Genomic DNA, 14,822 nt, shown 5'->3' on the forward strand with positions numbered 1-14,822 from the left:
CGGTGACGTCCCTCGACAAGCCGACCACCACGGACCAGGACGCCCAGGCCTCGAAGGAGGTCACCGAGGCCGCGCTGTTCGAGGCCTTCGGTGGTCTCCGAGGCATGATCGAGACGGTCCTCCCGGGGCTGCTGTTCGTCACGATCTTCACGATCAACAAGGACCTGCACATCTCGGCGATCGCCGCGCTCGCGGTCTCGCTGGTCCTGGTCGCCGTCCGGCTGATCCGTCGGGACACCGTCAAGCACGCGTTCAGCGGTGTCTTCGGTGTCGCCTTCGGCGTGGTCTTCGCGATGATGACGGGCAACGCCAAGGACTTCTACCTGCCCGGGATGCTGTACACCCTGGGCCTCGCCCTCGCGTACCTCGTCACCGCGGCCGCCGGGGTCCCCCTGATCGGCCTGATCCTCGGTCCGGTCTTCAAGGAGAACCTCTCCTGGCGCACCCGCAACCCCGGCCGGAAGAAGGCGTATACGAAGGCCAGCGTGGCCTGGGGCCTGATCCTGCTCGGCAAGTGCGCGATCCTCTTCCCGATGTACTGGTGGGCCGACACGACCAAGTTCGGCTGGGTGCTCGTCGCGCTGAAGATCCCGCCGTTCCTGCTCGCGGTCTACCTCACCTGGGTGTTCCTCGCGAAGGCTCCGCCGCCGATCGACGTCTTCGCCGAGATGGAGGCCGAGGAGCGCGCCGAGAAGGAGCGCAAGGCGGCCGCCGCCGCGCAGAGCCACCCCGAGGTGTGAGGCCCACGGGCGGAGGCGCTCGGACCGGGCCCCTCGGACCCTGAGGGGCCCGAGAGGCCCAGGGCCGCGCCCGCGCCCGCGGCCGAGCCCGCGCCCGCGGCCTTCGGACGGCACGACGGAGGGGCCCGGACCTGACGAACAGGTCCGGGCCCTTCCGCGTACCACGCGTGATCAGGACTCGGTGGGCTCGCGGCGGACCTGCAGCAGGTCCTCCAGCTGCTCCTCGCGGGCCTGCGCGGCCACGAACAGCAGCTCGTCGCCCGCCTCCAGCGTCTCCTCGGGGCTCGGCGTCAGCACCCGCGAACCGCGGATGATCGTCACCAGCGAGGTGTCCTGCGGCCAGTCCACGTCCCCGACCGAGGTGCCGGCCACCGCCGACTCCGGCGGCAGCGTCAGCTCGACCAGGTTCGCGTCGCCGTGGCTGAAGCGGAGCAGCCGGACGAGGTCGCCGACGCTCACCGCCTCCTCCACCAGGGCCGACATCAGACGCGGCGTCGAGACGGCCACGTCCACGCCCCAGGCCTCGTTGAACAGCCACTCGTTCTTCGGGTTGTTCACCCGGGCGACGACCCGCGGGACGCCGTACTCGGTCTTGGCGAGCAGCGAGACGACCAGGTTCACCTTGTCGTCGCCGGTCGCCGCGATCACCACGTTGCAGCGCTGGAGCGCCGCCTCGTCGAGCGAGGTGATCTCACAGGCGTCGGCCAGCAGCCACTCCGCCTGCGGTACCCGCTCCACCGAGATGGCGGTCGGCGCCTTGTCGATGAGCAGGACCTCGTGCCCGTTCTCCAGGAGCTCGCCCGCGATGGAACGGCCCACCGCACCCGCGCCCGCAATAGCGACACGCATCAGTGACCGCCCTCCTCGGGACCCTCGGCGAAGGCCTCCTCGACCTTCGCGATCTCGTCCGTACGCATCATCACGTGCACCAGGTCACCTTCCTGGAGCACCGTCTGCGAGGTGGGCAGAATCGCCTCGCCCAGCCGGGTGAGGAACGCGACGCGGACGCCGGTCTCCTCCTGGAGCCGGCTCACCTTGTGACCGATCCAGGCGGGGGTGGTGTGCACCTCCGCGAGCTGCACGCCGCCGCTCGGGTCCCGCCACAGCGGCTCCGCGCCGGAGGGCAGCAGCCGTCGCAGCATCTGGTCGGCGGTCCAGCGGACCGTCGCGACCGTCGGGATGCCGAGACGCTGGTAGACCTCGGCACGACGCGGGTCGTAGATCCGCGCCGCCACGTTCTCGATGCCGAACATCTCACGCGCGACCCGCGCGGCGATGATGTTCGAGTTGTCGCCGCTGCTCACCGCGGCGAAGGCGCCCGCGTCCTCGATGCCGGCCTCGCGCAGCGTGTCCTGGTCGAAGCCCACGCCCGTGACGCGCCGACCGCCGAAACCCGACCCCAGACGACGGAAAGCCGTCGGGTCCTGGTCCACGACCGCGACGGTGTGCCCCTGCTGCTCCAGGGTCTGCGCGAGAGCGGCTCCCACTCGCCCGCAGCCCATGATGACGATGTGCACGTCCCCTTACCCCGCACTCCTGATCGCCTTACTGACCTGCGAAAACACCCTGCTCACAACTTTCCTCACCCGATGCGCCCGGGTCGCGGCGGGCAACACCCTGCCGGGTCACCCGGTCCGAGCTTATGCGGCAACGCTGGCCGGGACCGCATCCGAGGTGGTACTCAGGGAGATTCGGTGCCGATCGGGGGTGCCGGTGCGCGTGGCTCTTTTCGAACGCTTACGATCCTCTCCGTGTCCAAACTGACCGACCTTCCCAAACGGATCCTGATCGGGCGGGCCCTGCGCAGCGACAAGCTCGGAGAGACCCTCCTCTCCAAGCGGATCGCTCTCCCCGTCTTCGCCTCCGACCCGCTGTCCTCGGTGGCGTACGCACCCGGCGAGGTGCTGCTCGTTCTCTCCGTGGCCGGTCTGTCGGCCTACCACTTCAGCCCATGGATCGCCCTCGCGGTCGTCGTCCTGATGTTCACGGTCGTCGCCTCGTACCGGCAGAACGTCCACGCGTACCCGAGCGGCGGCGGCGACTACGAGGTCGCCAACACCAACCTCGGGCCGAAGGCCGGACTGACCGTCGCGAGCGCCCTGCTCGTCGACTACGTCCTGACCGTCGCCGTGTCGATCTCCTCCGGCATCGAGAACCTCGGCTCGGCGATCCCCTTCGTCGTCGAGCACAAGGTGGCCTGCGCGGTCGGCGTGATCGTGCTGCTGACCGTGATGAACCTGCGCGGCGTGAAGGAGTCCGGCTCGCTCTTCGCGATCCCGACGTACGTCTTCGTCGCCGGTGTGTTCATCATGATCGCCTGGGGCGCGTACAAGGGGATCGTCCTCGACGAGACCATGAAGGCTCCCACCGCCGACTACGAGATCAAGCCCGAGCACCAGGGCCTCGCCGGCTTCGCGCTCGTCTTCCTGCTGCTGCGCGCGTTCTCCTCGGGCTGTGCCGCGCTCACCGGTGTCGAGGCCATCTCCAACGGTGTCCCCGCCTTCCGCAAGCCGAAGTCCAAGAACGCCGCCACCACGCTCGCCCTGATGGGCGGCCTGGCCGTCACCATGTTCTGCGGCATCATCTTCCTCGCCATGGCCACCGACGTCCGGATGGCCGAGAAGCCCGCCGAGGACCTCCTCGTCAACGGCGTCCCGGTCGGCCCGAGCTACGTCCAGGACCCGGTGATCTCGCAGGTCGCGGCCGCCGTCTTCGGCGACGGAACGTTCTTCTTCGTCCTGCTCGCCGCCGCCACCGCGCTCGTCCTCTTCCTCGCCGCCAACACCGCGTACAACGGCTTCCCGCTCCTCGGCTCGATCCTCGCCCAGGACCGGTACCTGCCCCGCCAGCTGCACACCCGCGGCGACCGCCTCACCTTCTCCAACGGCATCGTGCTCCTGGCGGGCGCCGCAGCCCTCCTCGTCTGGGTCTACGGAGCCGACTCGACCCGGCTGATCCAGCTGTACATCGTCGGTGTCTTCGTCTCCTTCACCCTCAGCCAGATCGGCATGGTCCGGCACTGGAACCGGCACCTGAAGACCGAGCGGGACCCGGCCAAGCGCCGCCACATGATCCGCTCCCGCGCGATCAACGCCTTCGGCGCCTTCTTCACCGGCCTGGTCCTCGTCGTCGTCCTCGCCACCAAGTTCACCCACGGCGCCTGGGTCGCCCTGCTCGGCATGGTGATCTTCTACGGGACGATGACCGCGATCCGCAGGCACTACGACTCCGTCGCCGCCGAGATCGCCGCCGCCGAGGAACGCCCCGACGAGTACGTGCGCCCCTCCCGGGTCCGCTCCATCGTCCTCGTCTCCAAGCTCCACAAGCCGACCCTGCGCGCCCTGGCCTACGCCAAGCTCATGCACGCCCACGAGCTGGAGGCGCTGACCGTCAACGTCGACCCGGTCGAGACGAAGGCGCTCAGGGAGGAGTGGGAGCGGCGCGGCATCAACGTCCCGCTCAAGATCCTCGACTCGCCGTACCGCGAGATCACCCGACCGGTGATCGAGTACGTCAAGAACATCCGCCGGGAGAGCCCGCGCGACGCCGTCTCCGTCTACATCCCGGAGTACGTCGTCGGTCACTGGTACGAGCACCTGCTCCACAACCAGTCCGCACTGCGCCTCAAGGGCAGGCTGCTCTTCACCCCCGGCGTCATGGTGACCTCCGTCCCGTACCAGCTCCAGTCCTCCGAGGCCGCGAAGAAGCGGGCCCGCAAGCGCCAGGACTGGAACGCGCCGGGCTCCGTCCGCCGCGGCCCGGTGGAGAAGCGCCAGAAGGAACCGACCTCAAAGAGCAACTAGACTGGTGGGCTGCCGTCCGAACGGCAGCCCACGGTCACTTCCCCCGTTCCTCCCCCTTGGAGTCTCCCCGCCATGCAGAACACCCCTGTTTCGTCGTTGGTCGGGGAAGAGTACGAGGTCGAGGTCGGTCCGGTCGCCCACGGCGGCCACTGCATCGCGCGGACCGAAGCGGGCCGCGTCCTCTTCGTCCGCCACGCGCTGCCCGGCGAGAAGGTCGTCGCCCGCGTCACCGAGGGTGAGGAGACCTCCCGCTTCCTGCGGGCGGACGCGATCACGATCCTCGACCCGTCCAAGGACCGGGTCGAGGCTCCCTGCCCCTTCGCGGGCCCGGGCAAGTGCGGCGGCTGCGACTGGCAGCACGCCAAGCCCGGCGCCCAGCGCCGCCTCAAGGGCGAGGTCATCGCCGAGCAGCTCCTGCGGCTCGCCGGACTGACCCCCGAGGAGGCCGGCTGGGACGGCACGGTCATGCCCGCCGAGGGCGACAAGCTCCCGCCGGGCGAGGTCCCGAAGTGGCGCACCCGCGTCCAGTACACGATCGACGCGGACGGCCACGCGGGCCTGCGCAAGCACCGCTCGCACGAGGTCGAGGTCATCGACCACTGCATGATCGCCGCCGAGGGCGTCTCGGAACTGGGCATCGAGAAGCGCGACTGGGAGAACATGGCCTCGGTCGAGGCCATCGCCGCCTCCGGCTCGCACGACCGCCAGGTCGTCCTGACCCCGAAGCCCGGCGGCCGCCTCCCGCTGGTGGAACTGGACAAGCCGGTCTCCGTCCTCCGCGTCGACGAGAAGGACGGCGGAGTCCACCGCGTCCACGGCCGCGCCTTCGTCCGCGAGCGCGCCGACGAGCGCACCTACCGCGTCGGCAACGGCGGCTTCTGGCAGGTCCACCCGAAGGCCGCGCAGACCCTGATGCTCGCCGTCATGCAGGGCCTGACCCCCCGCAAGGGCGAGACGGCCCTCGACCTCTACTGCGGCGTCGGCCTCTTCGCGGGCGCCCTCGCCGACCGCGTCGGCGACCAGGGCGCGGTCCTCGGCATCGAGTCCGGCAAGCGCGCGGTGGAGGACGCCCGCCACAACCTCGCCGACTTCCCCCGCGTGCGCATCGAACAGGGCAAGGTCGAATCGGTCCTCCCGCGCACGGGCATCACGGAGGTCGACCTCATCGTCCTGGACCCCCCGCGCGCCGGCGCCGGCAAGCAGACGGTCCACCACCTCGCGGGCCTTGGCGCCCGCCGCATCGCCTACGTCGCCTGCGACCCGGCGGCCCTGGCCCGAGACATCGCCTACTTCGCGGACCGCGGCTACAAGGTCCGCACACTGCGCGCCTTCGACCTGTTCCCGATGACGCACCACGTGGAGTGCGTGGCGATCCTGGAGCCGGTAAAGAAGGACGGCTGACCTGGGGTTTCCTGGTCTTCGTGAGCTGCTCGACCTGTTTCCGGGCCAGCAACGCGTGAAGGCGCGTCGGTGCTGCTGAAGCAGCCTGACCTGCAGCTTCAGTACGGGACGTCGCGGTCCTAGCTAGCGGCATCAGGGCTCTCCTCGGGCTGCTGACGCTCAATTGACGCACGTTCTGAAGCCCCATCACGTTGGCCCGGCCGCGTCCACGGACGCGACCGGGCCAACGGCTTGGTCGCCGACCCGCAAGCCGTTGGCCCTATGACATCGCGAATGCCAAGCCTGACTTTTGGCCAATGACACTCACTCGTTGCCCTGTGGCGCCCCAGTAGCGGTTCCTCAGCGTCACTGCCCGCGACAGGGTCGACGGAGCCCGTCGGGAACAGCGGTGGGCAGCTGGCGGCGGTCGCCCGGGAGTTTCCGGCCCGCGCATTCGGCGCCCCGAGAATGAGCTGACAGTTGCCAGCTCGAGATCTAGGGTCCATGACCCGTACTGCATGATCCAGCCATGATCGACGCAGTTCTCGCCGACAGCCGAGGTGTCGTTCTTCGGCAGGTCGGGCCTTACTAGGATTACTCCAACCGATCGCGGCCCGACGGGCTTCCTGAACAGGACATGCCCCCACCCGCACGAGTCACTCGTGCCCTGGGGGAACCACCTCGTGTCCATGCTCCTGCTGAAACTGTCGGCGGAGGACCTGCTCACTCTGAATTCGCGTCGCAGAATGGTTCCGCACCTTGCTGCCCGATGGCGACACTTCAGGGGCGCGGACGCCTCATTGTCGGAACGTTCCGCGTGGGCGGAAAGCCTGGTGAGCCTGGCGAACGACCTGGTCGCGGCGGAGCGCGGCAACGTGGAGATGATCGTCGAATGTGCCGCCACGCTCGACGAGGTGAACCGTTCCGAGAACCCACGCCTTATCGACGTCGTTCTGGTGGGCCGACACCCGGAACGCAACGTGCCGTCGGTCCAGTTGGTCGAGCTGAAGCGCTGGTCGACGGTGACCAGGGTGGAGCAGGCCACGGCAGACCTGCTCTACGTGCCGGCCATGGACGAGGTGAAGCAGCACCCAGCACTGCAATTGCGCTCGTATTACGAGGCGTTCACGAGTGACAGGGGCCCCTTCCGGCGCTCGGACTTCGAATGCGGAGGTTTCGCCTACCTGCACAACGCCGCGGATGATTCGGTTCGGCCCTTGATCGACGTGGATGCGCCGGCAGGTGCCTACGCCCGCGTGTACACGAGCGACCGGCGCGCACAATTGCTGTCCGACCTCCAGCGGCACTTCGCCGTTGAAGGCGCGGCCTCAGAGGCCGAGAGGATGCTGCAGAACATGGGGTTGCGCAACACCCCGCTGCTCGACGCGATGATCTGGTCCCGCGGGGCCGACACCGTCTTCACCCTCCGTGGGCGCCAGAAGGCAGTGGCCGACCAGGTCCTGGAATCGGCCGCCAAGGTCCTACCGGATCCCGAGCGTCCCACCTTGGTCCCGGACGAGCAACGGGTGATCTTCCTGGTGACCGGTGGCGCCGGAACGGGAAAGAGCGCGATCGGACTGCAGATCAAAGCGGAGCTGGAGGCACAAGGCCGCACGGTCAACTACGCCAGCGGCAGTAGGGCGTTCAACGGCGCGCTTCAAGAGCACGTCGGATACGGAGACCGGGAGTTCAGGGAGTCGTTCACGTACTTCAGCAATTTCGTCAGACCACCGGAGCCACCCCTGGACGTGTTGATCTGCGATGAGGCACACCGACTTCGCGACCGCTCGACGAATCGATTCTGGAAGCCCGAGGACTGGGGCACGGGGCCGCAGGTGGACGAGCTCCTCGCCGCGTCGCGACTGACGGTCTTCTTCATGGATGAAGGGCAGTCGGTGAGGCCGAACGAGGTCGGTACCGTACAGCTGATCAAGGAGGCTGCTGCCCGACACGATGCCCGCCTTGTTGAGGTCGGGCTTCGCGAGCAGTTCCGCTGTGGCGGCAGCGACGCCTACCCCCGTTGGGTGCGCGCCGTGCTCGGTGTGACGGACGAGGAGACCGAGTGCTGGCGCCCGGACGGCCTGATGCACGTCGAAGTGGCGGACACCCCTGAGGAACTCGAACGGATCATCCGTGCCGAAGCGCTGGCCGGTGCGTCTGCGCGCATGGTCGCCGGCTATTGCTGGCCTTGGACCAAGCCACTCGGCAAGGAGAGGCGGCTGGAGGCTGATGTGCGCATCGGCGACTGGCACCGGCCGTGGAACGCGGACAGCGACACCTTCTGCGCTGACGACGTGCCCCCGTCCAAGATATGGTCCGTGCACGAGAACGGCCTCGGCCAGATCGGTTGTGTCTATACAGCGCAGGGCCTCGAATGGGACTGGTGCGGCGTCATCATGGGCGAGGACATGGTGCGCCGAGACGGCCAATGGGTGTTCCGTCGGGGCAAGGAGCGCAAGGACGAGGAGTCCGACGCCAAGCGAGTGGCTCGCCCCGGCTCGTTCGACCCGAAGGTGAAGGCGGGCAGTGTCGACGACGAGGAATTCGCCCGACTCGTCCGCCACGCTTATCACGTGCTGATGACCCGGGCCAGCCGGGCAACAGTGCTCTATTCCACAGACGAGGAGACCCGGACCTACCTCAAGGAACTCGTCGGGCCGGTCGAGATCCACGCATTGCGTCCTACATGGGAGAATCTGCCTGCGGAGGCGCGCAAGCCGCACCTGCCCCGGCCCAGCAGGGGAAGACGTGGCAAGAGGAATCGGAAGGCGCGCAAATCGCAGGGGCCCGATCTGACGCTGTTCTGAACGTGCTTTCGCGTTCGGTGTGAGTGGCGGGCTCACCGGGCCCGCCACCCGCCCGCTCTAGAAGAGCAGACCCGCAATCGACAGCAAGGCCGTCACCACAAGATTGGTGACGACTCCGACGGCGATCTCGATCAGGATCTCGCGGATCCGTTCACGACGCGCAGGCTTGTACTCGACCGAGGTCATGGCCGCTCCAATGCAGTGAGATCGGAATGGCAGGGGGACGCCCTGCGGGCATCCACGCTCGCGTCGTGTGTCGCCACACGACGGGCACAACCATTCGTCGTTCACGGGTCATTGGGGCAGGCGTACCGACCCTTGCCTCGTACCCTCCGGGAAGGTGCGCAGCGCGATCATGCTATCTCGCGGCCTGGCCCGCGCGTCGTGGTTTTCGCAGTGCTCCAGTGGCCGAGAGCGCCCTGATTTCCGCGGCGCCTCGAAGGCGGTTGGTGCTCAAGGCGTCGGAGGGATCAGCGTGCGGAGCTTCTCGCGGGTCTCGGGGTCCGTCGAATAGACGACCGTCCCGATCATGCCCCGGGTGAGAAGCACCTTGTACGTATTGCGCACGAGGCGATCCACGTCGTCGTCCGATGTCGCCTTCGTGAACGAGGGATCCTTCGACGCTGTGCGGTCCACCACCCAGCGGTCGGTCCGCCAGACGAGGTCCGGGCCCATGATGACACCCGACCAGTCGTACTCGAAGCCTTGCGCGGTGTACACACATCCGACCTGCCCGAACCCCTCGGGGGCGGTGGCCCACAGTGGCGCCGGCGGTGCGCCGAGCAGGGCTCGGTCACCGTAGAGGTTCCATGGCCTCGCCCAGTCACCGATGACCACGTCGGTGGGCAATGCGTTCATACTGGAAGTGATCTTCGTCGTCCACTTCCAGCAGTAGCCCGCGGACATGCGGGCGCCGTAGCCCTGCGCCCGTTGAGCGGCCAGGAAGTCTTCGAGCTCCTGCGGGGTGTCGACGGTCATCAAACGGACTTTGTCGTCGGGCTCCCACACGGTGGGAGCCCGACCTTCGAGCCCCAGAAGGTCAACGACCCACCGCAGGTATGCGTCGCTGCCACCGCATCGGAACTGACTGTCCAGTTCCACCACGGTGCATGCGAGCCCCAATGCGGCGGCTGCTTCCCGAATCTGCTCCTCCGTCCCCATCTCGCCCGGTCGGACCACTTGGTGCTGGTCCAGCAGGAAGACCGGAACCCGAGCCGCTGCCATCAGCTCCGCCACCTGCGGTCGGCCCGTGCGGAGCGTCGCCTTCGTGTAGCGGTTGGCGGAGGTCTTGCGCAAGCGGTGGGCCTCGTCGCAGACAAGGACGTCGAGATCGTTGGGCTCAGCCTCCATGAAGCTGTTGAAATAGCGGAAGAGCCGCTGCACTTCGGGCTTGCGGGTGCCGGCGATCTTGCGCATCGTCTTGGTGAACGACTGCGAGCCGGTGGCGTGCAGGGCGGGCACCCCGCGCCGGTAGAGGTCTCCGAGGAGAGACAAGGCGATCACACTCTTGCCGGAGCCCGGCCCCCCGGTCACCACAACGACCTGTTTGTGATCCGCTTGTCGCGCCCGCCGCACCGCGGCCATGACCGTCTCGTAGGCGAGCCGCTGTTCATCGAGCAGGACGAACTGTTCCCGGTCGCGCACCTCTGCGGCAGCAACGGCCATCAGCTGCCTCGACGGCCGGACCTTGGCCTGCAGCAAGGCATCGGCCGCATCCGCACCGGGCTTCGCGGCCAGACGCGAACGCAGGTAGCTCAGGAAGGCGCCACGCTGATCACCCGTGAACATCCGGCCGCGATCGTCTTCTGCGACATGGCGCAGGCCCGCCACTTTGGACTCCGCCGCGTTGTGCAGGTATGCCACGCCGACGACCGACTCCGGATTGTTCTCCAGAGCCCCATTGAACGAGACCAGGTAGTCGCAGTAGCCGCGCACCTGCTCGATCGGGTTGAGGATCGGATGGTCGTAGGCGTCGATATGGCAGAGCAGCGGATCCTCCGGCTCGGGGTGGGCTTCGCTCCACTGCTTCAGTTCGACCACCACGTACGACGCCTCACCGGTGGCCGGATGCACGCCGGCCAGTATCACGTCAGCGCGCTTGCTGGTCAGCGGCAGCCCGTACTCCAGCAGCATCTCCACTTCGCCGAGCCCGGCTTCCACGAGCACGTTGGTGAGTGCCGGGATGCTGCGCTCCCAAGCCCGGACCTCCGCCGGCTGGGGCCGGTGACGGTGCTGGTGCAGGAAGTTCTCCGTCAGGAGCCGCGCCAATCGGCCCTCGACGTGGGTGCGGGTGGCCAGTGACGCCGCAGACTCACGGAACAGCAAGAGAATGCCCCCAGGCAGCACGAAGTCGCTCGTGCGGGTGGGGGCATGTCCTGGTTCCACGAATGCGGAGCGGAAGCCTGTCGGGCCGCTGAGTCTGTCGCGGCCATTCTAGAACAGGCAGCGGATCAAGAGCCTGGCCTCACGTTTCAACGGGTGGACGCGGTGTGGAACCGTACGGTGTCGTGCAAGGCCGCTCGCGCGCCGTCGAAGTCGGCCAGTCGCGCGGCAACGGTGGCCACCGCGAGACGCTGGGGGAGCGCTGCTGAGAACTTCAGGCCGTGTACGGCTCGGTGATCGACATCAGGCAACACCAGCGCGTTTCCGCCGTCGGCATCCGCACGCGCCACTCGCCACATGTCGGCTGTCAGGTCTTCCCTCAGCCGCACGTAGCAGTCCGTCGGTCGTTGAACGGGATCACTGATCGACGGAAGGGTGGCGGCCAGTGTCGCGTTCGCTCGGTAGCCGGCCCACGTCCACCAACGCACATCCGTTCCCAGGCGGGTGATCAGGGAGCCGTCAGCATCCGTGATCTGTGGAGCATCTTCCTCACGCCACTCGGTCAGGCACGCCTCGGCCCGACGGGTCAGAGAAACCAGGGGGTCTGCTCCGAGAAGTACGTCGCGCATCGAGCGGGTCAAGGCGTACGAGAGACCGGCGAGGGAACCGCCCGTCCATTTGGCGACGCCACCACCGTCGGCCGGCTCGACGAAGGCCCGCTTGCGCCCCCAGTCGATGAAGGTCACTTGCCAGCTGCGTCCGCCGAGCAGCAACCGGCGCGGGCCCGGCCGCTCTTCCGTCAGCACGGAAGGGTCCGTCTGCCCGATCTCGGTACGACCGGACAGAACCGTGAACTGCGGGGGAGCGGTGAAGGAAGCGGTCAATTCGATGAAGTGACGCCGGCCGAAGCGTCGCTCCGCCTCGGGGCCGATGAAGAGCATGCTGGCGTCCTCGTCGAGGAACCCCTCGTTCACCAGGTGTCGCAGGATGGGAGCCGCTGACCGGTCGAACGGGGCCAGCCCGTTCCACATTCCTTGCCATGTCTGGTCACCGATGCGGTGCTGCTGGAGCGTGGCAGCGAGCAGCTGCTGCGCCACGAGGTGGCGAGGTTCTGGAGGCGGTGTTACCGGTTCGACCCAGCCGCGGCCCCAGAGCAGCAGGAGAGCGGCGGCTTGCAGCAGGGTGTCCTTGCCGGTGGCGAGGAACAGACAGTTGCGAGTGGTCCCCGAGCGCCTGCCGGTACGGCCGATGCGCTGGAGGAACGATGCCACGGTGCGGGGCGAGTCGATCTGGATGACGCGGTCCAGGTCGCCCACGTCGATGCCCAGTTCCAGTGTGGAGGTGGAGACGATGACACAGTCTCGTGCCTCTGCGAAGGCCTGTTCCGACCTGGCTCTTTCGTCGGCCGAGAGCGAGGCGTGCGAGAGGAACACCGTCACTTCGCGCGCCCGCAGGGCGGCTCCCAGCTCCTCCACCTGTCGTCTGGACTCGCAGAACACCAGCCGCTTCTCTCCGCGGTGCAAGGCGGCGATCAGCTTGGACGCGTTGTCGAGCGACCCTACGTAGTCCAGCTCCACGTCGCCTGGAGGCCGGAGGTTCCCGGTCGTGGGGGCGGCGGTCGGGGCGGCATCCGGGGTGAGGGTGAGGTCGGGGGCTACGACCCGCCCCGGGCGGTTGCCTGCACCGGAACCTTGGAGCCAGGTGAGGAGCTGTTGAGGGTTCCCGACGGTTGCAGACAGACCGACCCGCTGGATGGGGCGTCCCGTGACCTGCTCCAGACGTTCCAGAACCGCGAGCAGATGCCAGCCTCGGTCGTCGCCCGCGAACGCGTGCACCTCGTCCACCACGACTGCCCGGACCCCGCCCAGGAGGTGCGCGTGGTCGGTCTTGACTCCGATGAGCATGGCCTCAAGGGACTCAGGAGTGGTGAGGAGGATGTCGGGTGTGTCCGTACGGATGCGCCTGCGCTGAGACTCCTTCGTGTCTCCGTGCCACAGCTCGGCTCGGCGGCCGAGCCACTGAGCGTAGGAGTCGACGCGGACGACCAGGTTGTTGAGGAGTGCTTTGAGCGGGCACAGGTAGAGAACGGACGTTCCGGACCAGCGCTCGTGGGACATGGCCGACAGGATGGGCAGGCATGCTGCCTCGGTTTTGCCGCCCGCAGTGGGCGCGAGCAGTACGGCGTCCTCGCCGTCCATGAGTGGGTCGATCGAGGCGCGTTGCAGAGGCCGGAGGTCGGGCCAGCCGAGCGTGTTCACGACATGGTGGAGGATGACGGGGTCGAGTCGGTCGACGGGGTCCGTGCCTACTCGACGGGCGCCGGCATGGGCGGACCCTCCACCCGCTTCGTCTCCACTCATCACACGTCCAGGTCGATGTCGTCGGCCGAGCCGGATGCCGCGTGATTGCGCTCCACGTCCGTGAGCTCGTTGCTCGTCACAGTCAGTCGGTAGTGCTGACGAGGGTCGAAGTCCTCGAACTGGTCGACACGGTCCAGGACGTCACCGACCAGCTTCTTGAGGAACAGCCGCGGCGCCACACCTGCCTTCCCCCCGAGGGCACCGCCCACCGCGCGGGCGAGGTCGGCAACGTACGCATCGTCGACGAGTGACTTCACGCGTTCTGGCGAAGCGGCACCTTCCGCGTAGAGGTCGCGAATGGTCACTCCGAGGCCGACCAGTGACTCCTGTGTGAAGCCCGGCAGCCGCACTTGCACCGCACGTGGGTTGTCGAAGCGCGGGTCGGTGGTGAAATCGGTGGCGAGGCGCTGGGCGAGAGGAGCAAGCCGCTGAACTCCCTGCTGGCCGTCGTAGAACGCCGGTGTTCCGGTGATCAGGAGATAGAGCCCGGGGAACCGGCCGGAGTGCACCTCGTCGATGAGCTGTCGAAGGGCGTTCAACGCCTTGTCCCGCGCATCCGAACGGACGCGCTGCAGCGTCTCGACCTCGTCGAGGACGACGAACAGGCCGTTGTGCCCGGAGTCGCGCAGTACGGTCAGGAGGCCTTGCAGAAAGCCGAAGGCCCCGAAGTGATCGAGGTCCCCGCGGACTCCGGCGGAGCGTCGGGCTGCCGCTGCCACGTGTGGCTGGCCGCCGAGCCACGCCAGGACGGCCGCTGCCGTCGCCTCGTCGCCCCCGGCGAGGGCTGACTTGTAGCCGCGCAGTGCCGTGGCGAACGACGGCGCGTGCCGGGACACCTCGGTCAATCGTGCCGTCAGTAGCTTCTCCACCGCCTGCGGGAGATCTTCCTCCTCCGCGCCGTCCGCGAGGGCATCCTCTTCCAGGGTGTAGAACCATGCGTCCACGACCGGCCGGAGCGCGCTCGGGGGGAAGCTCGCGGTGGTCAGCCGCTCGGTGAGGCGCCGGTAGACGGTCTCCAGCTTGTGGAGGGGGGTCTCCGTCTCGGAGATCTGAATCTCCGCCAACGCGAAGCCCCTCCGCTTTGCCCGTTCACCCAGCCACCGGGTGAAGAAGGTCTTGCCCGACCCGTACTCACCTCGGACGGCCTTGAACACCGACGAACCGGAGGCGACCGTGTCGAGCTCGGCATCGAGTGCTGCCTCGAACCGGTCCAGGCCGGTAGCCAGGAGGTCGAGCCCGCTTTCGGGGACGGCGCCGCGACGCAGGGCGTCGATCACCGCACGGCGACGCGCCGCACTGGCCGGGGAGGGACGGGAGGAAGCAGCGGTACTCACGTCACCAGTGTCCCATTCCAGTGGCGCCGGGCGGTTGGCCGAAGTCGACTGTTGGTGCAGCCGACCTCGTTGACCT

The 14,822-nt window shown here is 68.0% G+C and carries 10 protein-coding genes; 4 read left to right on the forward strand and 6 right to left on the reverse strand.

Annotation, left to right across the window (positions count from 1 at the left end; translation table 11 throughout):
- Positions 1-2 precede the first annotated feature (2 nt).
- Positions 3-740, forward strand: coding sequence for a DUF3159 domain-containing protein (locus tag IE311_RS17150; RefSeq protein ID WP_189832555.1), 738 nt, complete (start codon positions 3-5; stop codon positions 738-740).
- A 171-nt stretch (positions 741-911) separates the two neighbouring features.
- Here IE311_RS17150 and IE311_RS17155 read toward each other — a convergent pair whose 3' ends face one another.
- The gene (locus IE311_RS17155) at positions 912-1,589 is read right to left on the reverse strand and encodes a potassium channel family protein (RefSeq protein WP_189832556.1); all 678 of its coding nucleotides are present in this window, start codon (positions 1,587-1,589) and stop codon (positions 912-914) included.
- Entirely contained in the window at positions 1,589-2,257 is a 669-nt protein-coding gene (locus IE311_RS17160) for a potassium channel family protein (protein ID WP_189832557.1), read from the reverse strand. Before IE311_RS17160 ends, IE311_RS17155 begins: the two co-directional genes overlap by 1 nt.
- A gap of 234 nt (positions 2,258-2,491) precedes the next feature.
- Between IE311_RS17160 and IE311_RS17165 the strand changes: the two genes are divergently transcribed.
- The 3 genes from IE311_RS17165 (at position 2,492) to IE311_RS17175 (ending at position 8,730) form a co-directional block, all read left to right on the forward strand.
- Positions 2,492-4,543: an APC family permease gene (locus IE311_RS17165; protein ID WP_189832558.1), complete on the forward strand. Its 2,052-nt coding sequence runs from the start codon at positions 2,492-2,494 to the stop codon at positions 4,541-4,543.
- Positions 4,544-4,615: 72 nt separating this feature from the next.
- The gene (locus IE311_RS17170; RefSeq protein WP_189832559.1) at positions 4,616-5,944 is read left to right on the forward strand and encodes a class I SAM-dependent RNA methyltransferase; all 1,329 of its coding nucleotides are present in this window, start codon (positions 4,616-4,618) and stop codon (positions 5,942-5,944) included.
- 668 nt (positions 5,945-6,612) lie between these two features.
- Entirely contained in the window at positions 6,613-8,730 is a 2,118-nt protein-coding gene (locus IE311_RS17175; RefSeq protein ID WP_189832592.1) for a DUF2075 domain-containing protein, read from the forward strand.
- Positions 8,731-8,787: 57 nt separating this feature from the next.
- On the opposite strand, the gene IE311_RS36710 is transcribed toward IE311_RS17175, so the two are convergent.
- From IE311_RS36710 to brxD, 4 genes are all read right to left on the reverse strand, one after another.
- Positions 8,788-8,916: a DUF6408 family protein gene (locus tag IE311_RS36710; protein ID WP_222517947.1), complete on the reverse strand. Its 129-nt coding sequence runs from the start codon at positions 8,914-8,916 to the stop codon at positions 8,788-8,790.
- A 267-nt stretch (positions 8,917-9,183) separates the two neighbouring features.
- Complete coding sequence (locus IE311_RS17180; protein WP_189832593.1) at positions 9,184-11,055, reverse strand: DNA/RNA helicase domain-containing protein; 1,872 nt, start codon at positions 11,053-11,055, stop codon at positions 9,184-9,186.
- Positions 11,056-11,201: 146 nt separating this feature from the next.
- Complete coding sequence (locus tag IE311_RS17185; RefSeq protein ID WP_189832560.1) at positions 11,202-13,412, reverse strand: DEAD/DEAH box helicase; 2,211 nt, start codon at positions 13,410-13,412, stop codon at positions 11,202-11,204.
- A complete protein-coding gene (brxD, locus tag IE311_RS17190; RefSeq protein WP_189832561.1) occupies positions 13,412-14,746 on the reverse strand; it encodes a BREX system ATP-binding protein BrxD in 1,335 nt (444 codons plus the stop codon). The genes IE311_RS17185 and brxD overlap by 1 nt, the downstream gene beginning before the upstream one ends.
- Between the last annotated feature and the right edge of the window lie 76 nt (positions 14,747-14,822).

It is taken from the genome of Streptomyces zaomyceticus, from assembly GCF_014656215.1.
In the GTDB taxonomy this organism is placed as follows: domain Bacteria; phylum Actinomycetota; class Actinomycetes; order Streptomycetales; family Streptomycetaceae; genus Streptomyces; species Streptomyces zaomyceticus.

Coding starts and splice junctions, on each gene's coding strand:
- IE311_RS36710 (WP_222517947.1), bottom strand. CDS start 8,916: ATGACCTCGGTCGAGTACAAGCCTGCGCGTCGTGAACGGATCCGCGAG.
- IE311_RS17170 (WP_189832559.1), top strand. CDS start 4,616: ATGCAGAACACCCCTGTTTCGTCGTTGGTCGGGGAAGAGTACGAGGTC.
- IE311_RS17185 (WP_189832560.1), bottom strand. CDS start 13,412: ATGAGTGGAGACGAAGCGGGTGGAGGGTCCGCCCATGCCGGCGCCCGT.
- IE311_RS17155 (WP_189832556.1), bottom strand. CDS start 1,589: ATGCGTGTCGCTATTGCGGGCGCGGGTGCGGTGGGCCGTTCCATCGCG.
- IE311_RS17175 (WP_189832592.1), top strand. CDS start 6,613: ATGCTCCTGCTGAAACTGTCGGCGGAGGACCTGCTCACTCTGAATTCG.